The sequence below is a fragment of the Vibrio sp. 10N.239.312.D08 genome, from assembly GCF_041466145.1.
Classification (GTDB): Bacteria; Pseudomonadota; Gammaproteobacteria; order Enterobacterales; family Vibrionaceae; genus Vibrio; species Vibrio crassostreae_C.
This window is the reverse complement of the sequence record NZ_JBFSSD010000039.1, coordinates 19,708-43,629: the sequence shown is the minus strand read 5'-3', so window position 1 is coordinate 43,629 and position 23,922 is coordinate 19,708. Positions and strand designations below refer to the sequence as shown.

The 23,922-nt window shown below is 43.3% G+C and carries 22 protein-coding genes and 1 pseudogene; 11 read left to right on the top strand and 12 right to left on the bottom strand.

All coding sequences use genetic code 11. The features are described from left to right. Nucleotides 1–3: 3 nt before the first annotated feature. The 9 genes and pseudogenes from AB6D58_RS18335 to AB6D58_RS18295 all read right to left on the bottom strand — a co-directional run. Nucleotides 4–1,241, bottom strand: a protein-coding gene (locus tag AB6D58_RS18335; protein WP_102319877.1) for an IS3 family transposase whose coding sequence is annotated in 2 segments (ribosomal slippage) — nucleotides 4–869 and nucleotides 869–1,241 — 1,239 coding nt in all. Because the reading frame shifts where the segments join, the coding sequence is not laid out codon by codon here. 95 nt (nucleotides 1,242–1,336) lie between these two features. Then, nucleotides 1,337–1,963, bottom strand: a complete 627-nt coding sequence (locus AB6D58_RS18330; RefSeq protein ID WP_017066602.1) for a LysE family translocator — start codon at nucleotides 1,961–1,963, stop codon at nucleotides 1,337–1,339. A gap of 234 nt (nucleotides 1,964–2,197) precedes the next feature. Next, nucleotides 2,198–3,061: a delta-class carbonic anhydrase gene (locus AB6D58_RS18325; protein WP_372157970.1), complete on the bottom strand. Its 864-nt coding sequence runs from the start codon at nucleotides 3,059–3,061 to the stop codon at nucleotides 2,198–2,200. Nucleotides 3,062–3,419: 358 nt separating this feature from the next. Then, nucleotides 3,420–3,881 (bottom strand): hypothetical protein, encoded by a 462-nt coding sequence (locus AB6D58_RS18320; protein ID WP_372133300.1) that lies wholly within the window; start codon nucleotides 3,879–3,881, stop codon nucleotides 3,420–3,422. Nucleotides 3,882–4,017: 136 nt separating this feature from the next. Beyond that, on the bottom strand, nucleotides 4,018–4,395 hold the full coding sequence (locus AB6D58_RS18315) for a VOC family protein (RefSeq protein ID WP_372157980.1): 378 nt from the start codon (nucleotides 4,393–4,395) through the stop codon (nucleotides 4,018–4,020). A 124-nt stretch (nucleotides 4,396–4,519) separates the two neighbouring features. Beyond that, nucleotides 4,520–4,888, bottom strand: coding sequence for a hypothetical protein (locus tag AB6D58_RS18310; RefSeq protein WP_017068673.1), 369 nt, complete (start codon nucleotides 4,886–4,888; stop codon nucleotides 4,520–4,522). Between the two features lie 138 nt (nucleotides 4,889–5,026). Next, nucleotides 5,027–6,088 (bottom strand): tryptophan--tRNA ligase, encoded by a 1,062-nt coding sequence (trpS, locus tag AB6D58_RS18305; protein ID WP_372157967.1) that lies wholly within the window; start codon nucleotides 6,086–6,088, stop codon nucleotides 5,027–5,029. 250 nt (nucleotides 6,089–6,338) lie between these two features. Beyond that, a complete protein-coding gene (locus AB6D58_RS18300) occupies nucleotides 6,339–7,139 on the bottom strand; it encodes a hypothetical protein (protein ID WP_372157965.1) in 801 nt (266 codons plus the stop codon). Nucleotides 7,140–7,348: 209 nt separating this feature from the next. Then, nucleotides 7,349–7,977 (bottom strand): annotated as a pseudogene (locus tag AB6D58_RS18295) (D-serine ammonia-lyase); the annotation flags it as partial. Between the two features lie 132 nt (nucleotides 7,978–8,109). Here AB6D58_RS18295 and AB6D58_RS18290 point away from each other — a divergent pair. Next, nucleotides 8,110–9,303, top strand: coding sequence for a CynX/NimT family MFS transporter (locus AB6D58_RS18290; protein WP_372055142.1), 1,194 nt, complete (start codon nucleotides 8,110–8,112; stop codon nucleotides 9,301–9,303). A gap of 30 nt (nucleotides 9,304–9,333) precedes the next feature. Here AB6D58_RS18290 and AB6D58_RS18285 read toward each other — a convergent pair whose 3' ends face one another. Together AB6D58_RS18285 and AB6D58_RS18280 are read right to left on the bottom strand one after the other, a co-directional pair. Further along, complete coding sequence (locus tag AB6D58_RS18285) at nucleotides 9,334–10,131, bottom strand: helix-turn-helix transcriptional regulator (RefSeq protein ID WP_017060497.1); 798 nt, start codon at nucleotides 10,129–10,131, stop codon at nucleotides 9,334–9,336. A 56-nt stretch (nucleotides 10,132–10,187) separates the two neighbouring features. Further along, nucleotides 10,188–10,721, bottom strand: a complete 534-nt coding sequence (locus AB6D58_RS18280) for a YbhB/YbcL family Raf kinase inhibitor-like protein (RefSeq protein WP_017060498.1) — start codon at nucleotides 10,719–10,721, stop codon at nucleotides 10,188–10,190. Between the two features lie 243 nt (nucleotides 10,722–10,964). Here AB6D58_RS18280 and AB6D58_RS18275 point away from each other — a divergent pair, with 243 nt between their 5' ends. From AB6D58_RS18275 to AB6D58_RS18255, 5 genes are all read left to right on the top strand, one after another. Further along, complete coding sequence (locus tag AB6D58_RS18275; RefSeq protein WP_372157963.1) at nucleotides 10,965–12,374, top strand: DUF3404 domain-containing protein; 1,410 nt, start codon at nucleotides 10,965–10,967, stop codon at nucleotides 12,372–12,374. Further along, nucleotides 12,352–12,999 (top strand): response regulator transcription factor, encoded by a 648-nt coding sequence (locus AB6D58_RS18270; RefSeq protein WP_372136476.1) that lies wholly within the window; start codon nucleotides 12,352–12,354, stop codon nucleotides 12,997–12,999. Before AB6D58_RS18275 ends, AB6D58_RS18270 begins: the two co-directional genes overlap by 23 nt. Beyond that, nucleotides 12,999–13,811: a DUF2861 family protein gene (locus tag AB6D58_RS18265; RefSeq protein ID WP_017060501.1), complete on the top strand. Its 813-nt coding sequence runs from the start codon at nucleotides 12,999–13,001 to the stop codon at nucleotides 13,809–13,811. Before AB6D58_RS18270 ends, AB6D58_RS18265 begins: the two co-directional genes overlap by 1 nt. Nucleotides 13,812–13,914: 103 nt before the next feature. Then, nucleotides 13,915–15,426, top strand: coding sequence for a glycoside hydrolase (locus AB6D58_RS18260; RefSeq protein ID WP_372157960.1), 1,512 nt, complete (start codon nucleotides 13,915–13,917; stop codon nucleotides 15,424–15,426). Nucleotides 15,427–15,673: 247 nt separating this feature from the next. Next, a complete protein-coding gene (locus AB6D58_RS18255) occupies nucleotides 15,674–16,531 on the top strand; it encodes a polysaccharide lyase family 7 protein (RefSeq protein ID WP_017060503.1) in 858 nt (285 codons plus the stop codon). 160 nt (nucleotides 16,532–16,691) lie between these two features. Here the strand turns inward: AB6D58_RS18255 and AB6D58_RS18250 are convergent, their stop codons facing one another. After that, entirely contained in the window at nucleotides 16,692–17,603 is a 912-nt protein-coding gene (locus AB6D58_RS18250) for a LysR family transcriptional regulator (protein ID WP_017060504.1), read from the bottom strand. Nucleotides 17,604–17,731: 128 nt separating this feature from the next. On the opposite strand from AB6D58_RS18250, the gene AB6D58_RS18245 reads away from it, so the two are divergent. The 5 genes from AB6D58_RS18245 to AB6D58_RS18225 all read left to right on the top strand — a co-directional run bounded on the left by AB6D58_RS18245 (nucleotide 17,732) and on the right by AB6D58_RS18225 (nucleotide 23,866). Next, nucleotides 17,732–18,796: an HlyD family secretion protein gene (locus AB6D58_RS18245; RefSeq protein WP_017072190.1), complete on the top strand. Its 1,065-nt coding sequence runs from the start codon at nucleotides 17,732–17,734 to the stop codon at nucleotides 18,794–18,796. A gap of 3 nt (nucleotides 18,797–18,799) precedes the next feature. After that, entirely contained in the window at nucleotides 18,800–20,350 is a 1,551-nt protein-coding gene (locus tag AB6D58_RS18240; RefSeq protein WP_017060506.1) for a DHA2 family efflux MFS transporter permease subunit, read from the top strand. Nucleotides 20,351–20,639: 289 nt separating this feature from the next. Next, a complete protein-coding gene (locus AB6D58_RS18235) occupies nucleotides 20,640–22,229 on the top strand; it encodes a response regulator (protein WP_372157958.1) in 1,590 nt (529 codons plus the stop codon). After that, nucleotides 22,223–22,555: an Hpt domain-containing protein gene (locus tag AB6D58_RS18230; protein WP_017060508.1), complete on the top strand. Its 333-nt coding sequence runs from the start codon at nucleotides 22,223–22,225 to the stop codon at nucleotides 22,553–22,555. Before AB6D58_RS18235 ends, AB6D58_RS18230 begins: the two co-directional genes overlap by 7 nt. A gap of 414 nt (nucleotides 22,556–22,969) precedes the next feature. Continuing rightward, nucleotides 22,970–23,866: an RNA polymerase sigma factor RpoD/SigA gene (locus tag AB6D58_RS18225; RefSeq protein WP_372157956.1), complete on the top strand. Its 897-nt coding sequence runs from the start codon at nucleotides 22,970–22,972 to the stop codon at nucleotides 23,864–23,866. Nucleotides 23,867–23,922 lie beyond the last annotated feature (56 nt).

Below are 23,922 nucleotides of genomic sequence, written 5' to 3'. Positions count from 1 at the left end.
CTACTAAGCCAACAGCATCAGCTGTTGGCTTTTTTCATGCACCTCATTTGGAGTTTTCATCCTGAGACTAAGGTGCGGCCTCATATTGTTATAGGTACTTATAGACTCTTTTACTAGTTGTTTAAGCTCTCCGAGGTTTTTACACTTATTAAGTAAGAACTCTTGTTTCAGTATTCCATTTACTCTCTCTGCTAATGCATTTTGATAGCAGTCATAACCGTCTGTCATCGAGGGGCTTATGCCGCTACTTTTCAACTTATCTTGATAAACACCGGAGCAATACTGGAGACCACGATCAGAGTGATGGATACACGAACGATGATATTGACGCCCCTTAATAGCCATATCTAGCGCTTTCACAACATCCGTCGCCTTCATTTCGTTGCTCAGCTCGTAGCCCATAATTTTCCGACTAAACGCATCAGTTACCAATGAGAGATAGTGAATGCCTTCATCTGATTGGATATAGGTAATATCACTTACTAACACACCCTCTGGAGTGCATGGTTTGTAGTTCTTTAATAAGTTCGGATGTTTTTTCATCCAATGCTTACTGTTTGTCGTTTTCGTAAAACTACGTTTAGGTCTTACCAATAACCGTTCATCACGTAAGTAGTTGAAAAGAGCATCCCGACCTAACTTGATACCTTGTTCTTGCAACTTTGGCTTAAGTAAAAAGTAGAGCTTTCTAGTGCCAACCCGAGGCATATAACGTCTAATATCCAACACCATTTGTTTGATGGGTTTAAGTTCCAACTGGCGATGAACAGCTCGCTTTTCTCGTTGATAAACGCTTTGTCTCGTTATCCCGCATAGCTTACATACTCGAACTAAACTTATTCCTTCTTGTTCTTGAAGGCTTCTTGCTCCTTGGTGAGATACTTTTTTCTGAGGCTAGTTCCGTGTTCAGCATCAAGAATATCAACCACTCTATTTAAAAAGAGATTCTTGATTTTTTCGTCTTCCAGCTCTTTCTCAAGACGCTTTATTTTCTGTGCTGGTGACTCTTTAGGCTTAGTTGATTGGTGCATGGTATTCATCCTTGGAGTTTGCGCCCAATTCATCTTACCGTGCTTTCGAAGCCAAGTTAAAACAGTTGAACGGCCTTGGATACCATAAATGGTTTGGGCTTGTTTATATGTCATATCGCCTCTTTCTACAGCGGCGACGACCTGTAATTTAAAGCCTAGTGTGTAATCACGCTGAGTGCGCTTAACGTAGGTATTATTTGAAGTAGCCATAATTCGTCCTCAATGTGTAAACACATTTCAGGACGGGACATATCCAACTAAAAAGGCGAACCCATCGGTTCGCCTTTTTGTTTAAAGATTCGTATTTATCGATTGATCGCCAAATATGAGCCAGCAGCAATCATTATTCCACCAGCACTTTGGTTTAACCTTTTATGTGCGCGTGGCGTTTTTAACAAACCTGCCATTCTGCCCGCGCCCACAGCGATAAGCATTAAGCCTGACATCAGAGCAACAGATGCTAAAGCAGAAACTAATACGATATCTTGTGAGCGCAGAACAGTCAGATCAATAAAAGTCGGCAAGAACGAAATATAAAACAGAATCACTTTAGGGTTCGATGCTGAAATCAAAAAGCCTTGCGCGAAACTCGCGAGTTCAGATTTCTGACTCTGTTTGGCCGCAAGTTCCGCAGAGCCTTGCACTTCAGGCAGGCTCTTAAACATCTTGTAGCCCAAGTAAATCAAATAAGCTGCACCAACATAGCGAATCACCTCAAACGCAATCGACCAATTCTCGGCAATCGTTGCTAGACCGAAACAGGCAAGCGCAAGGTAAATAAGATCACTGCATATCATACCTAACGAAAGCGTGACGCACTTTCGCCATCCTTGAACCATAGCACGAGCTAAAATGGCAAAGACGCCAGGCCCCGGAGTAATACCAAATACAAACATGGCAATAAAGAATGTAATCGCACTTTCTAATGACATTGGACTGTCCTTTTCTATAACCCAACATAATTGATCATGAACGTATCATGGAGCTTCGATTCTGGTAAAGAACGTTTTTTACTAAATACGATTTACACAACTCATGTATTGAATAAGTGTCGCACGTAATTTACCCACCAGACTTAATTAAACCTAAACCTAAGTACTTTTCGTTAGGGCATAAAAAAGGCGAACCTATTGGCTCGCCTTAATCATTTTGTTCGCCAGAATCGTTTAGTCGTTACGAATGGGTGATAACAACTCGGGGTTAACCACCAAGTTTCTCACACCGTGGGCGTGATCTTCGTTAAAGTCATTGCCTTCACACCAGCTACCTACTGTCGCGATATTTACTTTCGCGACTTGTGGTCTAACGCTCCATGTTACTTGGAAAGGTGAACCTTGCTCATTATAACCAGGACCCGTTGTAGAGCCTGCGTATTGGATCGCTGAGCCCGTATCTTGTGGGATGTTTGGTGCTTGGTGTAAGCCGTTCACTTTTGAATGTTTAGCGAGCGCTTCAAAGTCGGGTGCTTTGTCGTCATTCACTAATACGTATACTTGGGTTTCTACACGCAGTTGCGGGTTGGTAATCGCATCGTTAAAACAAGCACCCAGTGTTTCACCCGGTTCAACTTGCGCCGTTGAATAAACATAGTGAACTTCAATGGTGTCACCCGAATGCAAAGAACCATGCTCGCTCGGACAAACCTTGCCCTCAAATGGTTTCAGCTCAGCAGAACTCAGCTTGCCTGTGTATTTAAAGCCACTCTGGAATCCCTTACCATCACCGTTACCAGCGTATTGAGTAAACTCTCCACCTTTATGCTCAGCATTTTTATGGAAGTGAATATTACATAAGTTCATCGCTGTTGAATCAGGGGCATCCGAGAACAGCCTAGTATTTTTACCTTCTAATGAACCCAAATCTCGTGGAGCTTGCGGTCCAAAACCTTGCCCTTGGGTGTTTTCAGAAAGCTTCGCTCTTTGTTCTGCGATAACACCATCTGATACAGACTCATGGCTCGCGTCTGATGCATTTGCATGAGCAGATAACATCACCACCGCGACGCTTAAAAACACACTCTTGTTGTTCATATTTCTTCCCTAGAATATTGATAACTAAACCTAACCGCACTTAACAGCAAACATCTTACTATGCTCGTAAGTGAATATAAGATTTGTCTTTGTAAGATTAGATTTTATTGCTTACTTTGGGATGAGTATTAGAACCCTTGATGCATATAACAAGTCAAACAAGGTAAATTCGGCGAGTCCCTTCCAGAACTAATAATTTCCTATTTTCGTTAACCGTCGCCTGACTCAAATGCCTAGATAAGTGAACACGATGATTAGGCGCAACGATGGCTAGATTTAAAAGATCAAAAAAGGCGAACCACTGGGGTCGCCTTCACGTTTCATTCTATCTATTAGGTTGGCGTTCTTGGTTAACGGTTTAACCATTACCGGTGGCAAATATTCCAAACGTCATGACGTTCAATGCATCTGTCACGCCCTCTAGTGATTTAATCACCGTCTTAGTCGGTTTATTATGACGAATAAAATAGCTTCCGATGCCTTTTTCACCGCCACTCTTAGCATCGCTTTCAGTTGTTTCTGTCGCTTCTATTTGAGAAGGCTCCACTGATTCTGGCTCTGCATTGGCGTGAGCTATCGTGTCTTTATTTGAATCAAGGTTAGTGAGTGGTTGATGATTAACGATTGAATCATGGGAAGAATCAACGCTGGTCTCAGCGTTTGTATCCTTTGAAGTCTCGAGATTACTCTCTCCCTCTATACTTTTCGACATAGCGTCTTCGTTGCTCAATGTCTCGTCGTCTAGCTGACGATTACTCGTTGAAGAACAGGCTGTTAAGAAGAACAGGCTAACGATGAATATGAGTAAGTTTCTCATCATAGTGATAAAGCACGAATTAATAAAACGTCGTTCGATTGTAATTTATTTGGTTGACTACATCCAGCACCAAGCAGCGTAAAAGTGAAATGTCATGTACTTGAAGAGTAAAGAAAAGCGTACGATTGTAGGTCTAAAACTAATAATTCGAGACTTCAATGAGGTTGCCATCAGGATCTCGAATATAAACAGAGACAATTTTTCCCGTCGCACCGGTTCGCTGTACTGGTCCCTCTTCTATCACGACGCCTTGTGCTTTGATATGTTCAGTGGCTTCAGCAATTGGCATATTGGTAATAAAGCAGAGATCTGCACTACCGACCTGCACACGCCTTGCCTTTGGCTCGAACTCGCTACCTCTGAGGTGTAAATTGATCTTCTGCGTTCCAAATGACAACGCCAACCTGCCCTCGCCAAATTCGATAGGCTTCATTCCAAGTACCCGTTGGTAAAAGTCGACCGTAACTTGTAAATCTTTCACGGTTAAGACCAAATGATCCAACTGACTGATTTCCATCATTACCTTCCTGTAACTAAGAGTGATAAGGGCTTATTGGCGGTGACTAGGCACAGTTAGGTGAACAATGTCATTCGACAACCCACATAACTCATAACAGAAATGTAGGTTGGAATTACTGAACTTAGCCTTTGCGCTTACTGAGCGTGTAGGAAACTAGACTATCATCACCAATCTTGAACACCCAAACATTCTCGCCATCCACAAACTGAAATTGATTGGTTGATTCAGTCAGCTTTAGTTTCCCAATAAATTCAGACAATGCTGGCTTGTTGATGATGAAGCTTCCTTCTGAAGTATTCGCATCCAGATCGTTATTCACTTCAATCTTCACGGTAGATTTAGGCAAAATGTCGGGTAACCAACCTCTGTCAAACAATCGCTCTTGTTTGGCTTGCGCATAAGTCGAGTACTCATCGCTGACCACATCTGAACAGCCAGACATTAAAACCAAAGCCGAAAATAAGATAGAGAATAAAACGTTAATTTTCATTTGATTACCATAACTTGAAAGCTGGAGTTTGAGATTATGCGTTGCCATACAACCTCATTTACATTCACCGAAATCTATTTTATAAATCAATCGTACTCGGCATTCAAATTAATTGACTTTATTTACACGTAACCAGTGCTAGATAATATTCAGACCAAAGGCGTCTTTTACATCGAACAGTACCTTTTGCGTTCTTTCCCTAGAGACTTCGCTACCATTTCGCAAAATATCGATGAGCTGCGCTTTATCATCCAGTAACTCAGCTCTTCTTTCACGAATAGGACGAAGCATCTCCTGTAAGCACTCTTCCAACACTTTCTTAGTTTGTCCATCGCCTAACCCACCTCTTTGGTAATGTTCTTTTAGTTGACTTACATAGTTAGCGTCACTGTGAAAAGCATCAAGATAAGTGAACACGATGTTCCCTTCTACTTTGCCTGGGTCTTCAATTCGTAGATGATTTGGGTCGGTATACATGGATTTAACGGCAGCTCTGATCTCTTTCTCTATTGCACCCAAATTAATGGCGTTGCCCATCGATTTAGACATCTTACTTTTACCATCGGTACTAGGGAGACGAGATGCATTGCTGAGAAGCGGTCTGCATTCATTTAAGATTGATTTGCCAGCGAGCGAATTCACTTTCCTTACTATCTCATTGGTTTGTTCTAACATCGGCAATTGATCATCGCCAACAGGCACTAAAGTCGCGTTAAAAGCAGTGATGTCTGCCGCCTGTGAGATTGGATAAGTGAGGAAGCCAGCTGGAATAGAGCGACCAAATGCCTTGTTCTGAATCTCGTTTTTGACCGTTGGGTTGCGCTCCAAGCGGGCGATAGAAACAAGATTGCTGTAGAACATGGTGAGCTCAGCTAACACCGGCAACTGTGATTGCAGACAAATCGTGGTCTTGGTCGGGTCGATACCCACCGCAAGATAGTCAGCGACTACATTGAGAATGTTGGAAGAAACCTTCGAAGGATTATGGGCGTTGTCGGTAAGCCCTTGCATGTCAGCGACCAATATCGTTTGGTCGTGAATATGCTGCAAAGAGACTCTTTGTTTAAGTGAACCGACGTAATGACCCAAGTGCAAAGGCCCAGTAGCTCTATCGCCAGTCAGAATGATTTCAGGCTTGTTGGTATTGTTCTTACTGCCAATATTATTGCTGTCGGTATGGCTGTTTGAGTTGGTATTCATGGTGTATCTCCAAGTTAAAAAGGCTACTGGAGATAAAAAGAGGCGACATTTTTGATGACATTCTTAGCTACCGTCCAGCAGCTAAAGAATGTAAGTATTCCGTGCTGCTCTATTGAGAGCACCACCAAAAGAAAATTGAAGTTGAAGCAGAATTAAATTTCATGGTTAAAACCTATCAACAATACAGACGAGCGACAACTGTTATTTACGCACACCAAGAAAATAGGTTTAAGATTAACAGTTTATAGGCTTAATCTTTACTGGAACACAGTTCAGAGATTCGGTCACACATGGCTTGGTTGACTGCGAAATGGGTGTTGAGGAATGCTAGTTGGGCAAGTGCCGATTCAGCGGTGCGCTCGTAGCCTTGGGTAAAGGTTGGTAGCAATTGGGCAAACTTAGGGAAGCGTGCTTCTAGCCTTCTATCCGACATAAATTCATCAACGAATTCAGGCTCAGACTGTTCAGTTTGATCCACAAGATCGATCAAACGATCGAGTGCGTAAGATTGAACGAACCGACTGCCCGACAGCTTTTCGCCTCGGTTATAACGAGACATACCCACATAAAGATTGGTTAGAGCCTCACCAATGATCCAATCTTGGGAATTAGTGTCTGTCTCCCCTTTTATTGGTGAAACACAACACTGTGTATCAAATTCATGTTGCTGCCAAACAATACGCCCTTCAGCAAACGAAATGTGCGCTAACTCGTGGGGTTCAAACACTGCAAACTCACAAAAGATTCCGTCAGCGTACAGAACTTTATAGCCATCGACGGTATTTCTCACTGCGTAGTCGATTGAGTGAATATCAGATAGCCAATGCAAACTGTCTAAGAAATACTGCTTGTGCCCTGTTTGCACTATTGCGAAAAAATCGACATCTGAATACTGATCAAGTCGTTCTGTTTCAATACCTACTGAGCCCAATCCCAGCAAAGCATGAGCCTTACCCGATGCTTCCAAAGACTCCCCAATCGCATCTAAACGCTGGAGTAATTTTTCTGGTGTGTTTATGTGTCTTGTCTGTATCACTTTGTCCGTCTGCATTGCTCAATCCCTATCAAGTTGAATGCCACTCAACCTAACTGATAGTTAGAACATCTAAGAAGCTTAATTTATAAAATGTGTGTTTTGGATAACGATCTGTGCAAGTTATTGTTTGAATTAAGGTGGGATTTAGAGGTGAGAAAGAGTGTGTACAAGCTATAAACAACACTCTTCTATCATGACTTATCTTTTTAGCAGCTCATATTTGCAACAACGTTGACGCCATGCTCACGAAGTTTGCTTTTCTTCCAAGATCTCGCGTCTGCCGACATATGAACAGAGACAGTAAAGCCCAATTTTGCACTCATGATACCGATCGACATGCCTAGATTACCCGTTGAACCTACCGCAATGCTGTATTGTTGGAAGAAGTTACGAAACTCAGGTTCGAGCAGCTTGCTGTAGTCATCGCTCTCACACAGTAACCCCGCTTCAATCGCAAGCTTGTCGGCATGTGTTAGTACTTCATAAATACCACCACGCGCTTTGATTGAACCTGAAATCGGCAAATGGCTGTCTTTCTTCATCATCAAACGCCCTTTTATTGGCTGCTGATAATGTGCTCCCAATGCTGATTTCATAGATGGAATGTCAACAAGCTCAGACTCGATGATGCCATTGGTCGCTTGAGTTTCAGGAAACGCCTTGGCTAGATAAGGAGCAAACCTTTGCAGCCTCATGCTCGCATCGTGAATATCTTGTTCGCCTAAACCCACATAAAGCAAACCGCGCTCCAGAGTCGTCACATTTGGGTTAAACCAAACCACTTCTTCCAATGCAATAATTGTTGAAGCAGTGGGAAGTCCGAGATGAGCTTGTCGATATTTAATACAGTCATGGGTGACTTTTCTGGCTAAGCGCGTACTGCGCAGGTTCAATCATTAGTAAACCTATTTAAACGGTATTTGTGTAATCATTCAATGATCTGTAGGCTAGCCTGTCTTCTCATAAGCAAACAGTAGAACAACCTATGAGCGCCTCTCTTCGTAATAGCATTTTCGTGATGTTAGGGATTCTATTCCTAGCACTTAACCTTCGTGGGCCTTTTACGAGCTTGGCTCCTGTGCTTTCTCAGGTTATGGAAGGCCTCAACCTTACGTCATCGGCTGCAGGCTTCTTAACAGCTTTGCCACTGTTAACTTTTGCCTTATTCTCACCATTAGTCACCAAGATATCCCAACGAATTGGTCTAGAGCCTAGCCTGTTATTAGGCTTAGTTCTGATCACTACGGGTATTACACTGCGCTCTGCTGGGTTAACCCCAACCTTGTATATCGGCACGGTGATGATCGGGCTTGGTATCGCGATTGGTAATGTGTTGTTGCCTGTAGTAGTGAAAGTTAGCTTCCCGACACGCATCGCTACTGTGACTTCTCTGTACATCTTTACGATGGGCATCGGGTCGACGTTAGGCTCAAGTTTGATGGTGCCGTTTTCAAATCTAACCTTATTTACGATCACGGGTTGGCAATTAGCACTGTTAATGAACCTAATATTCCCAATATTAGCTTTGATGATCTGGTTGCCTAAAATCAGAAAACGCTCACCTTCAGCCAACAATAACAAGCAACAAGACAAACCTCTGCCGATGAAACAGATGATTAAAAGCGGCGTAGCGTGGCAAGTAACGTTAGCGCTTGGGCTTAACTCATTTACCTTCTACTCTTTGGCTGGCTGGTTGCCACAGATATTGAACGATCTTGGCTACAGCGAAATCGACGCGGGCTACATTTATGGATTTCTGCAATTTTCGACTATGGTTCCGGGGCTGCTGTTACTGCCGTTCTTAGCCAAAAGTGACAATCAACAATGGCTCATCACTCTATGTGCATCGAGTGTATTTGTTGGATTGATTGGTCTTCTGTATTTGCCTGAGTTTGCGATTTTTTGGGTGGGACTGTTCGGATTAGCCAACTGCTCGACGTTTATTATCGCGCTCTCTTTTGTTGGCTTGCGTACATCGAATAGCAGCCAAGCCGCATCATTGTCGGGTATGGCTCAGGGAATCGGTTATGCGTTGGCAGCCACTGGTCCAACGCTGGTGGGTAAGCTTCATGCCCAGACAGATTCTTGGAGTGTGCCGATTCTGCTGATCGCATCTGTTGCCTTTGCGTGTACGATTTTCGCGGCATTGGCAGCACGAGATAAGAAAGTAAGCGTTTAGGCCAAACAGAATGATTATGGCGTCGCGACTTTATTTGCTCGCGACTCTATGGCTGACGACGGTTTTGATGTATTCACTTGGCGACAAACCAAATTTGCCTTTAAAGCGCTGACTAAAACGCCCTTCCGATTGGTAACCGCAAGACTGAGCCAACATCGCCACATTCTGCTGTCCGTTTTGCATCAGATAAAGCGCGTGACTCAAGCGAACTTCAGCCAGTACCTCTCGATATTGCATGCCTTCCAGTTTGAGCTTCCGAATCAATGTCCCTCGGCTCATCGCAAATCGCTCCGCCACCGACTCTAATGGATGTTTCTCATCTGGTGAATGTGAAAGGTAATGGCTGAGCTTTTGGCTAAACGAGACGTTGGCACTGACAAACAATAGATGCAACACCCCTTTTTCAGCTAATTGCTGGTACAAGCCCTGCAACCAAAACTGTTGAGTCTCTTTGCTCATGCTCTGTGTATCAAAAGAGAACAGAGCATTGAGTGAGTCTTGTAAGTTTCGATCCGCTTTTACTGTAGGCAGTCCCAGATCATTCGAGCGTTCCTCACTTAAATCAAGCATCGCCTGAGAAGGTTGGAATTGAAAGCTGAACACTCGCGACAAGAAGCGCCCTTTGTGGGGCATGTTCTCAAAACTTAGTGAAGCTGATGCCTCACACAACAACAGCTCAGAATGTGAGAGCTCTGCCGCTGAATCTTTCCAAAACAGGCGCTTACTGCCTGTAATAATCTGAATGATACTAGGGGATAGAATCCTCACATTACGCAGTTTTTGTAACTGCTCTGCACGAAAGATCGTCACTTGATATTGATGATTCATCTCATCCCCTTGTTTACTTATTATGTACGTGTATAAGCTTTAACGTACATAAGCTATTAACGTGTATAAGTTGCGGTCAGTTTAGCTTTGTCTAAAGCCATGCTGTTCAACGTGAATCCAACCACAGCCGACGGCGTATTTTCGTCGAGGTTAAGTTTGTCCGTTGGTAATGCCCAAACCGTGAACTGGTAACGGTGCATACCATCTTTTTCTGGAGGACAAACGCCACCGTAGCCAACTGTACCGTAATCAATGCGACCTTCTTTGCCACCGACTTTAGAGATGTCGACACCGCGAGGTAGCTCGTTCACAGTTGCAGGGATATCAAACGCAACCCAATGCCAGAAGCCACTTTCAGTCGGTGCATCTGGATCATAAGCTGTGATAGCAAAGCTTTTGGTACCTGCTGGTGCATCTTTCCACATCAATTGTGGTGATTGATTATCGCCGTCACAACCCCAACTAGAGTATTCAAAAGTCTTTGCCATTGGGTGACCTTCTTGAATATCGTTGCTGGTTAATTCGAACGCATGAGCAGAGCCTGTAGCCAAAATACTGATTGCCAATACTGATTTGATGATGAGTTTCATGATGGTTCCTCTTATTAGGTATGAGCCCAGTATAGTCCCCTCATTTCGCCCAATAATGACAGTAAGTACACAATTATCTATTTTATTTCAAATAAATGATACTTACTGTATTTGTACTTTATTATTTAAAAGCATGACCCACTCGACAATTTGTTGTTAAAAGAACACTTGTTGACATTCAGGTTACAAATCGCGCCCAAAACTCTTTAGACTCGCCCCACGACTTTTAACGAGAATGATTGGATGCGCAGGTTTACATTAGCTCTTTGCTTGATCTTTTGGCTCCCAACCCTAGTCAATGCCCAAAGTTTGCAAGATAAGTGGCAAACTCTGTATCAACTGAGCTGGCAATCATCCCCACTCTTAGTATCTCAACAAGAGTTGGCTCAGTATCCGAAAGTTCTGCTCCATGAAAATAGCCGCTATCCTGATTTCAACCAATTCAGTTGGGACGACATCGCAGCGTTAGCGTCAATACAAGATCACTGCCAAGCGATTGAAAGCAGTAACCCTTCATTACATGAAGCCATCGAGTTCGAGCTCGCTCTGTGTCAGCAACAAACATTGGATTCGATTTGGTTTGCAGCACACTCCAAACGTCACCCTGCCGGTGGCAGCTTTGCTGGTCGTTATTTAGCCGCTTACCCAGATATGACCGAGCAGATACGCCCATTTTTGAGTCTTACCAACCCTCAGCACCCTTTATATAACAAACTAGAAAGCCTAAGTGCACAAGGCAGAGAAGCACTGCTCAATGGATACCGCGCTTGGCAACAAGATGATGTGCTTTGGTTAAGTGGCGAACAAGGCTGGAAAGCTATTCCCTTAGATGTTTGGCAACCTATCGCAGAGCAACAAGAGGTATCTTTGGCAGGTGAAACCTGTACTTTTCGTTACAGTAACGTGTGCTTAAACGAGCCTAGCAATGACAATCTGATCATGAAAACGTTGATCTTTACATTGCTGCTAACATTGCTTTCCGGGCTCGCTAGAGTCTTATACCTAAGAACAAAACAACGAAAAGAGAGGCAGTTCGTTTTACAGCTTCTTACTCATGAACTGCGCACGCCTATTACTAGCCTAGGCTTAACCGTCGAAATGTTTAGAAATCGCTACGATGACTTTTCTGATGAAACTCAAAGTGCGGTTTGGCGTTTAATATCTGACTATCAAAGGCTTTCTCAGCTCACCGAAAACAGCAAAGTGTACCTAAGTTCGGATCAGTCAGAGCCTTTGTTGAAGCAAAACGCTTCATTAGAAGAGTGGCTCGATCATGTCTGTGAAAAGCACAATATTTCTTATCAATGTGAAGCGCGTGAAGTTGAACTGAACCTTCCCTATTACTGGCTAACCATCTGCTTGGATAATCTAATCAAGAATGCCAAACAACATGGTAAAGGTGAGGTTTTGGTAAAGGTCGAACTCGGTGACAAGCTGACGATTGAGGTACAAGACGAGGGGCACTTCCCTTCACCGATACAACGGCTCATGTCTGGTGTCACGCCAAGTGAAACGCACGAACTGGATAACATGGGCATTGGCCTGACTATTGTCGAGCACTTGATGAAGCAAGCGAATGGCCGCCTCATTATTCTTCGTAACCCAACCCGATGTATTTTGGAAATTGCTTATGAACACCCTACTGCTGATTGAAGACGACCAACTGCTTGGACAAGGCCTCGTCAGCATCTTTGAATCCAATGGTTACCAATGCCTTTGGGCGAAGGATTCAGAGAATGCCAGTAAGAAATGGTTTCGAGCCGATCTTGTGATACTGGATCGACAGCTTGAAGATGGGGACAGCTTGCAACACCTTCCAAACTGGTTGCTCCTCAAAGCGCTGCCTGTGATTGTGTTGACCGCTAAAGTAGAAGTTCAACAACGTGTTGAAGGTTTAATGGCGGGTGCCAAAGACTATGTGACTAAACCATTTTCGAACGACGAATTACTCGCTCGAGTCATTACCCAGCTACGTCCGTTAGGTGTGAGCCTCTTAACTTACGCAAATATCCAAATCAACTTGTCGGAACGGATCGCTTATCTGGATGAAAGCCCTGTAACACTAAAACCTAAAGAGTTTCAGCTATTGGTACTGTTTGTTCAGAACCAAAGTCGTGTGTTTCACCGAGATGAATTACTCAATAAGATTTGGGGATATCAGGCTTTTCCTAGTACCCGAACTATTGATAATCACATACTGCGCTTACGCCAGAAGCTGCCAACATTGAATATAGAAACACATCGTGGCGTTGGTTACCGCTTGGCCGGGGAATCATAATGAAAGTTACTTCGTTAACCGCACTGATCTACACATTGCCGCTCGCAAGTCATGCGGCATGGTTTACCGACACGCCATTGCAGCACACCTATCAATCTCTACTTGATGACCAACCTCAAGTTGCGTGGCAAGAGCTGCAAATCGCACTCGATCACAAATCACTCGATAGTGAGCTTTGGCTGCCAGTCAAACAAGAGATCCTGAGCCAGACTCAATGTGGAACCTTACTCAAACAAAGTGCTGAGCCAAAACACCACATCCAAGTCAGCTTCATTCGACGCTATGGCCTGTCGTCGCACGGTTATCAAATCAAAGTCTCTGCCGAGCAACTCAGCAAAGGCTCAGAAACTCAAACTCTTTCTTTGGTATCGCCTAAAGGTAAAGTCCTTCTCGATGGACAACTCGCTTCCAATAATGAGTATCAAGAGATTGAAACCAATGAAATGTTCATCAAACCCGAATCTGGTGTTTATCAACTAAAGATAGGTTCAAATCACTACCCTATTATTGTCGCTTTAAATAACAGTAATCGATGGCTGACGCTCGAAAGTAAACTCAGCGAACCACATATCGTGCTCTCGCCTCCAAAGGTGATCGACAACTGCCCCGACGCTAACGTGAGTTGGCAATGGTTTGATGAAAACTACAACCTGCTGGGTTACAAAGTGCCAATCAAAACAGCGCAAGCACCCGTTCCCACAGAAAGTCCACTTGGAACCAAAGCCAAGCACTTGAGTGCTTCGGTTGAAATGTTTGAATACCAAGGCGCTATTGAAGTCCAATATGTGCAGCGCGTCGCCGTGCCTTTCTAATGGAAAACCACTAAAGCCAAACAGAAAATAGAGACATATAGGTGACAAAGCACTAGCGCTACTTAGGTGTAATAACCGTAGTTACCCTTTACGGAATCTAAATATGCTCAGCGTACGTCACCCACTCAATCTTTCTAATTTTGCCATTGTGGCTTTAACAACAGCTTGTCTGTTTTCATCCAACGCACAAGCGAGCCAAATAACGCTCACCAGTAACAACAATACCGTCGCTACCTCATCGAATACTTTAGAGGTCGATTGGAACGGCTTAAGCGTTAACAGTGCTGCTCTCACCGTTGATAGCCAACCACAGAAAGCGACCAATCTGGTCATTGGCTTTTCCGATAAAGCTGACTCAGCAAAAATCGCCACTTGGACCTTAGTACCCAGTGGAATAAACGTTAAGGCAGAGCTTAATCAAGACCAGCTCACTTTTCAGTTCAGCTTACCTTCAAATATACAGGTGAAACGAAACAAACCCATCGAATTGGCGTGGTTTGATCTTGCCGAACAACAAACTCAGACACTATTTCTTCCGTTTAGTGAAGGTATGCGCGTGCCTACTGACAACAAGCTTTGGGCAAGTTATCTCGTCGGTAACCATTCTGGAAGTAACACTACTCAAGACTTGAAGATGCCTTTTTGGACAGTACAGCAAAACAATCATTTCATTAGCTATCAAATGGTTAATGCAACCAACAATCAACTGTTCTTTTCAGATGCATCCTCTAATGCTTCCTCAAATACAAAAACCAATTTCGAATACGTAAAACAGCGTGCTCAAGACATTATGAGATTCGGCAACTTCAACAGCTTGTTCTTAGATGTTGATGCAACCGCCATGGCACGTGAAGATTACCGCGTCTCTATAGACAGTAATGGCAATACAAACGACGAATCAGACATGCTTTCTGCGTTCAACAACCGAATGAAGTGGCTTAGCGAGCAACCTTCGTTAGTATTAGGCTCTGAAGACGGCAACAGCCTAACAACAAAAGGCATCGCGTTTGCACACGGCTTAGAAACGGTTGGTTTTGGTTGGACAGACAAAGACATGAAAGAGAACCGCCAATCTCCCTATTACTTAGGTCGTTGGTACCCAGACCACAAGCCCGACTTCTTCTTTAAGCCGGCCGAGGTTAAAGAGCCCTATAAGTCGCTACTGTTTTCGCCTCAATATCGAATTCCACTTTACCAAGCCGTTTTCCATGATGAAGTAATCAATACGCACCATTGGCATTCAGACAGCCTTAAGTTCACTAATGTACAAGCAGAACGTGACTTAACCGCCATGCTGTACAACACACCACCGATGGTTCACTTGACCAGAGATGAAGCTTTATCAAGTTCAAGCCAGAGAATCAAAGCACTCAAACACTATCAAGATGGCTTTGAACCAATGCACGAACAGTTATGGGATAAACAGTTAGTCGATTCCGAATGGTTAGATAAGAGCGGCGATGTTCAACAAACTGAGTTCAGTGACGGAAGTAAGATCATTGCCAATTTTTCAGATCAAACCTTTCATCAGAGAGGCCTTAAAGTCTCGCCGAGCGCTATAAAAGCCGTATTGAGCAACGGACAAACGTTAGAGTGGAAATCAGAGCCTAACTAGTTTGAACGTGCCGTTTTTAAGCCTCACCTTATTCACTATTACGGGTTAGCAGGTAGTGTTGTTAACGAGCAAAAATCCACACCTTTGACACTCAGGTACCAATCCCAATCGACACCTAATTCTCTCTATTTTTGTACAAGAAAATTGGGTGCCGACCACAATTTCAAACACAGATGTTTTCACATAAATCTCAAAAGTGATATCAATGCTTATATTGAATGATAATAATACAAAAGAGATATTTTTGATGAAAAAGACCCTACTCACTTGCTGTGCCCTTCTTGCCTTTTCTTCTTCGGCAATCGCTAATGTTCAGTTTTCGAATCCAGAAGGAGCTTTAGGCGAACCTTCTAATTACTCTCAATACCAAAATGTTTTGTCAGTTTCTGAACTTCAAATTTCAGATCCAAACGGAAAGAAAGGCAACAAAGACTATTTTGCGCTCGATAATAACTACGACGGCATTGTGAACAACAACTTCTATGTCGACAAAGAAAGTGAAGCGCTAGTCTTTACCATGAAGAATGACCACCTGCGCAACGAGCTACGCGTTCAGGAAAACTTCCGCACAGACTTAACAAATGAAACATACACATTAAGTTCGGAGGTGGAGATCATAAAACCTGAAGAGTCGATGAAGAACTCAGACTCTAAGCAAGACGAGATTACATTCCTACAAGTACATAACAAAGGCTTAGATGATCTTGGTACTCACAATGTCCCTCACCCTTTGCTTCGTGTTGTATGGAAACGTGACAATAATGGTATTGAAGGGCATTTCTGGGCAATCATTAAAAACAACGCTGTAATTTGTAAAGGATCGTTCGGCAAGAAAAACCAAGACAAGGAAATGTGCAAATCAGACGTAGCATATTCTCAGTATGATTTAGGCAAAGCACCACAAGGCAAACCAACAGCGTTTGATTTAATCGTGGGTGATAAGAAACTTATTGTTGACGTAAACGGTGAACGTAAAGTTGAGCAGGATATTGACTACTGGCGTCACCTATTAAGCTACTTCAAAGCTGGCGTATACAACCAATTTACGAATGGACAAAGTGAAGCTCACTTCTACAAGCTAGAGTACACAGAGAAAAAGAGCTAGTTCGGTACTTAGCCTACAACTACATTAGCAATCAGAAAAAAACGAACTTGTTAACAAGTTCGTTTTTCTCTTTTCAATGTTATTGGTCATTGTCAATGAATTACAACTAATCAACAGTTAGGCAGCCGATTCCTTCTGTTGCTCCCAATACAATATGCCTTTATTTCGTTATTTGATTGGCTCTATTTTGAAAAGCAGTCAGTAGATAGTCGATAAAGACCTTCTTACGTTTCGGCATCAACTGCCTGTCTGCATACACTAGGCTTACTGAAACTTCCGGCATCTCATATTCAGGTAGCAAACGAATCAACTTACCTGTCTTGAAGTGCTCACGACAAATGAATTCAGGAAGCACCGCCAAGCCGAGCCCATCTACACAAGCTGTTAGGCATGCCGTGATGGTATTCACCCGTAACTGACACGGCAGATCGATCAAAATCGACTCTCCGCCTTCTAATTGTAAATGCCACTTGGGTAGACGCGCGGCCTTGTTCACCACCTCAATCATTCTGAATGGCGGTTCAAGATCATCGGGTGAAGAGACGTCATCGAACTGCTCTAAATACTCAGGGCTGGCTGCCAATACACGCTTTGATGTTGTGAGGTAGCGAGAAACCAAGCTCGAGTCCACTAGCTCACCAATTTGTGCGTAAAGATCGATCCCCTCCGCAATGATGTCGACTTCTCGATTCGACAGTTCTAAGTTCAAAGTCACGTTTGGGTGCTCTTTTAGGAAGCTGTGGATGTATTTAGCTAATACTTGATGCCCCAATTCGACAGGCAACACAACATTTAACTGCCCTCGGATCAAATCCTGATTGGCTGAAACCTCTAGCTCAGCTTGGTTCATGATCTCTTGCATCTGCATGCTCGACTGATAAAAGCGCTCACCCTCTGGCGTTAAGACTAAACTTCGTGTCGAACGAGTGATCAACCTCACACCTAGATGCTGTTCCAGCTCGTCTAGCTTTCGGCTGACGGTCGACTTGGTCATGTTCAATGCTTCAGCTGCGTGCGTGAAACTCCCACAATCAACAACTTGTGTAAAAACAGTCACAGCATTTAAGTCCATCGTACTTCTCCCAAAGCGCCATTAGTTAGATTTTTGCAACAGTGTTTCCCTTTTTTCCTATCTTATCAATCAATCGAATTCATTTACAATTCGTTACATCTAAATAAAAACAAAATGAGAAAGAAAAAATGACAGAGAACAACAACGCTTCGCAAACAGTAAGCACAAAAAAACGTAAAAAAGCTCCGCTTATTGCTACTGCGATCATGCTGTCATTGGGTTTAGCCGGTGCTGGATACTGGTACGGCTATGGCCAGTACTTTGAATCTACCGACAATGCCTACCTACAAGGCGACATCACGAATATTAGCCCTAAGGTCTCTGGCTATATTGTTAAGTCTTATGTGAGTGATAACCAATCGGTTAAAGAAGGTGATTTGCTGGTTCAAATCGATGACCGTGATTACCAGTCAGCACTCGCTCAAGCAAACGCCCATTTAAGCGTCGTGCAATCAGACGTCAAAAATCTAGTGGCACAACAAACGTTACAACGTAGCAAGATCAATCAAGCAGAAAGCCGCGTTGATTCTGCACAAGCTGAATACGAACGCGCGATTCAACAAGTGGTACGTTCTCGTAGCTTACTAAAGCGTAACTACGCGTCTCAAGATGAAGTCGATAGCATGGTTGCACAACAAAAAGTAACTCAGGCAGATTTAGAAGAAGCAAAAGCAAACCTCGTTGCAACCAATGACCAATTAACCGTTATCGCTAGTGAGATTGAGCAAGCAAATGCATCCGTGACCGAAGCTCAAGCCCAGAGAGATCAAGCACAGCTTAACCTTGATTACACCAAAATTTACGCGCCAGCAGATGGCGTGATTGGTAAACGCAGCGTACGTGAAGGCTTGCTGATTCAAGCAGGCGCACCACTGATGAGCTTGGTACCAAACAACCAAGTGTGGATTGAAGCCAACTTCAAAGAGACACAGCTAAGTGGTATTCACAAAGGTCAGACGGTTGAAGTAGAGCTGGATGCGTTCCCGGGGCAGCCTCTTGAAGGTGTGGTAGACAGTTTCTCCCCTGCGACTGGCGCTAAATTTGCGCTCCTACCACCAGAAAACGCGACCGGTAACTTCACTAAAATCGTTCAACGTGTACCGGTTAAAATTACTATTCCAGATCAGCAAGAGTTGAAAGGTCGACTGCTTCCTGGTTTGTCTGTGGTAGCGACCATCGATAAACGAGGCTAGACCATGAGTAACGCTGGTGTTGTCACCCAAACAAATGATGATGACGAGGTTTCGAGACGCCATTGGATCGCCCTATTTGGCGGCTTGATTGGCGCGTTTATGGCGATCTTGGATATTCAGATCACCAACTCGTCTCTCAAAGATATTCAAGGTGCGCTATCAGCCACCTTGGATGAAAGCTCGTGGATCTCTACGTCTTACCTAGTCGCAGAGATGATCGCTATCCCACTCAGTGGTTGGCTTTCTAAAGCGCTCGGTAAACGCCGTTATATCACGTGGACGACAGCCATTTTCACCATTTCATCTTTGTTGTGTTCGTTCTCTTGGAACATGACCTCGATGATCGTTTTCCGCGCGATGCAAGGCTTCAGTGGTGGTGCTCTAATCCCGCTTGCTTTCTCGCTGGTGATTCAGTTATTGCCGGTCAACAAGCGTGCTGTGGGTATGGCACTGTTTGGTGTAACCGCGACCTTTGCTCCATCGATTGGCCCTACCTTTGGTGGCTGGCTGACGGAGAACTTCTCGTGGCACTATATTTTCTACATCAATATTCCGCCAGCTTTGCTTGTGATCACCATGATCCGATATGGCTTGGACGATGAAAAGCTCGACCTTGGCACGCTGAAAAAAGCCGATTGGTTTGGTATCGCCACCATGGCATTAGGGCTAGGTTGTTTGGAAGTGGTGTTAGAAGAAGGTAACCGTGAAGAGTGGTTCAGTTCGAGCTTTATTATTGGCTTGAGTATCGTGTCGGCGGTGAGTTTGGTTTACTTCGTGATAAACGAACTCCAACACAAGAAGCCATTGGTTAACCTGCGGCTATTGCGGGATGGGCAATTTGCGATGTCTTGTATCGCCTATTTGATTCTAGGAATGGCATTGCTCGGCTCTATCTATGTTCTACCGATGTATCTCACTCAAATTCAGCAATATAACGCGATGGAAATTGGTGAAGTGCTAATGTGGATGGGTTTCCCACAGCTTCTGATATTCCCAATTGTGCCAAAGCTAACACAGATCATTAAGCCTAAGTACTTGGTTACCTTTGGCTTCGCGATGTTCGGTTTTAGTTGTTACGTAAATACACACATGACAATCGATTTTGGCGGGCAACAGCTGATTTTATCTATGGTTCTGCGTGCTATTGGTAGTCCGTTCATCATGGTTCCGCTGTCTTTGGTTGCCATGAAGAACATCAGCAAAATGGACACGCCAGACGCATCAACGTTAACCAACGTAATGCGGAACTTAGGGGGCGCTTTCAGCATCGCGATTATCGCTACGCTATTGGATAACAAAACCCGTGAGCACTTAGCACACATCAAGGAGTCGCTACCTTCAGTGAGTCAACTTGGTTGGCAGACGCTTCAGCAACAACAAGCGTTTTTCATTCAGTCAGGAAGTGATGCCGCAACTGCGATGCAACAAGCACAAGCAAGTTTGCTCGGCACAATGCAACGTGACGCAGCCATCATGGCTTACAACGATGTGTTCTTAATGATGACGGCGTTCTTGGCTCTAGCGGCAGTATTGATTCTAAACATGCGTGATTAACGCTAGAGTTTCGGTAAATAAAACTTCAAGCAAAGAACAACATTTCGAATAAAAACTCGAACAATAAAACAGATAGGTGAGCTTATCGGCTTGCCTCTTTTTTATTTCTAAAACACGTATAACCCCACTAAAATCAGGTAAAAGTCACCTGCGTTTGAAGGCTTTCATAAATGTTATCTAATACTCTTTAATTACCAATAGTTTATTGAGTGTTTGTATGTGATATAGGCACCTTGACAATGTGCAACTTGACACCTAAATTAAAAAATAACATTTGGTATTAAGGAAAATGGATTTGACCTTACCAACAGACCTTCGAATTTTGATCGTCGACGACTCTAAAAGCGCAACAATACTTATTAAGCAGCAACTGGCTAGTTTGGGAGTTTCGCGCGACTGTATTTTTATTGCGACCGACTATCGAAAAGCCATTAAAGCGGTCGAGACACACTCTTTTCATGTACTCCTCATTGACTACCACTTAGAACAGTCTTTTACTGGCTTTGAGCTGTTGGGCATTCTGTATCGAAACCGCCTCATCGATCATACTGTGGCGACAATCTTGCTCTCTGGGGATATGCGTCAGGAAACAGTATTAACCGCCCTTTCAGGTGAAGCACACCACTTCGTTTCTAAACCGATTAATACTCAAACGTTGGGTAAAAAGATCCAAAGTGCCGTGTCCGTTTCAAAGAAACTCACCCAACTGAATGATTTGTATCCCATTGCCAGTCAAGAGAGATTAGCTCAAACTTTGGCGATCTCCCCTAATGGTACTAGCGTTCAGTTCGAAGCGACATTGATTGAACATTTAATTGCAGGTAAGAAATGGCAGTTACTCTCTAGCGTCATTAACAACTCCAAAACCAACATGCACCCAACCAAATTGGTGGCTGAGGCGCTGATTCTCGACAGCTTAGGCAAGCCAAATTTAGCCATAGATAAGCTCCACAATTTTCTAATAGCACAGCCACTCTCATTGAGCGTGATTGACTGCTTAAGCTGTATCTATGAAAAACATAAAATGCTGCTGCCTGCTCTTAAATTAGCGATTCGTGCATTTGAGATGACTCCCAGCATCAGCCATCGTGCAATCAGGGCCATCGACTTAGCTGAGAACGCAGATAACACACATATGATCATAAAGTTAGGTGAGATGTATGCAACCCACATTTCAGCTGCTGACATTGATGTCATCCATTCCATTGGTGCGCACTTTAATTCCTTAAAAGCAACGTATCAGCGCGAGACGCAACTAAAGTACAAACGTATTTTGCTTGAGCACGCCAACCAATTCACCGAGTTGGTAAACCTGAAACTTCCGGTAAAACAACAGCAGCAAGTTTTGGCCAGCCTTGCCCTATTTCAGAGCAGCATATTGCTCATCGAAAATAGCCCTCAGATTGCCCACAAAAAAGTGATTAGAGCTTCGACACTGTTAGCGAACAATTTCCACAGCCAACCGACTTATTTGCTCACTCAGTTATTACCCATGCTCGCCCACTTTGGTGAGTACTCTCTTTATCATTTAACAGTGGAATGTCTCAAATCTCGTGGAGAAGCCATAAATCACCAACTTGAGTCCAAAAATGTCGACCCTTCAACGTGTATAAACATTGAAAATTTGGGTTCGATCCAAGAAATAAAGGACTACATTCACAGTTACCCATATTCAGTTGCCGCCAAACTTGACTATATATACGCCGTCAATAAAGCTCATATAGATGAGAAACTTAGCGACGACTATCTAGAAGAAATCTTACAGTTAGAACTTCCTCCAAAATGGAATCAATGGATTAGTGATTCATCAAGGTATGGTTTTTCCACTAAGCCGCCTAGCCCATTTTCAACATTCAGCCGACAGGAGTCCACATGCTAGACTTTGATGCTTTAAACGCCTATTTAGACAATGACAGAGACGTCATTTACGCCGTTTTGTCTACATATCAAGAAGACCATGGCAATTCGCTACAAGAGATCGAAGAGTTGGTTCAACAACAAGATTGGGGCAAGCTTCATTTTACCGTGCACACCTTAAAAGGCATTTTAGCCAGCTTTGGTGAAGAAACGGCCACAGTTGCATTGGAAAGAGTAGAACAAAACACACTCAATAAGCTTGCGCCGCAAGATGATGATCTTTCGGTTATCTACAGCGAAATGAAGATCATTAATCAGCAAATCGATGAGGTTCTTAGCACTTATTAGTCGATAGAATTAAAACGTGCATGGCGATACTTAACAGCCGACACAGCTAAAAGAGTTGAGGTGCTTGGAAACATTGAACCTCGACTCTTAACATTTTTCTCATCATTTCTCCTCTCAATTATAGTTCTAACCCACACCTATAAATTCACGTCATTTATCTAGATAAACCGATGTATAACACATGCTTTATAAACTATCCGTCTTAATGTTTTAAACGAAAAACCAACACACTTGATGAGATGCAAAATAGTTAAATATTTGTAGATCTTTTTGTGACATAAACATACGAAATTGCATTTTATTTATTGGTAAAGAAGAAATTGTTATCTACACTCTAATGAAACCAAGCGTTAATCACTTGGTGGCATAATAAAAAAAACTAAAACGTTCAGTCGGCTAGATAAGGACAAGGAAATGAACAACGATAGTTTTGCTGCGTTTCAGGGGCTCACGGATGAAACACCCATTACCGAATCATTTTCTACCAGTGCAGACCCTTATGCTCATTATCTGAAAGATATTGTTGGCATTGATCTGCTGTCGCGTGAAGATGAGGTGTATTACGCAAAATTGAATCGCGCGGGTGATAAAAAAGCGCGTGATGTCATGATCGAATCAAACCTGCGCCTTGTTGTGAAAATCGCAAAGAGTTACCTAAAACGTAAAGGCAATAATTTCACCCTGCTCGACCTGATCGAGGAAGGCAACATTGGCTTGATTAAGGCCATCGACAAATACGATCCAGAACCAGGCTATCGTTTTTCAACCTATGCTGTTTGGTGGATCCGCGAAAACATTGAAGCCGCACTCATGAACACGGGTCGAACCGTTCGATTGCCAGCCCACGTGTGTAAAGAAATAAACAACCTCGCCTCAAAAAAGCTCGATGCAAGCAAAAAAATGAGTAAAGAGGTTTCAATTTCTGAGCTATCAGACAGTTCAGGTGTAAAGGCCGAACGCGTCGATCAACTGGTGGCGTTGAGCGGGTTTATTGACGTGACGACAACGGTTGGAACTAGCCATGCGCCTATGGTGCTTGATCAATGCGAAAGTGAATATATCCCAGACCCTCAACAAGATTGTGAGGATCAATCCTTTACCCAAGCTCTAGAACAAATCATCTATACACTTCCTCCAAAATTACAAAAGGTGCTCATCCACCGTTTTGGTTTCTTTGATAACAAGGTGAAAACGCTGTCTGAGGTCGGACAAATGTTGGATGTGAATGTTTCTAATGAACGTGTTAGACAAATGCAGAAAGAAGCGGTCGAAAGAATTCAAAAACGACTCAAATTTGATGGTTGGGTGTAAGTCGTAACCCAGTTGAGAATTAGTTGAAAATAACGTTAAGCCAAAACAAAGACCTT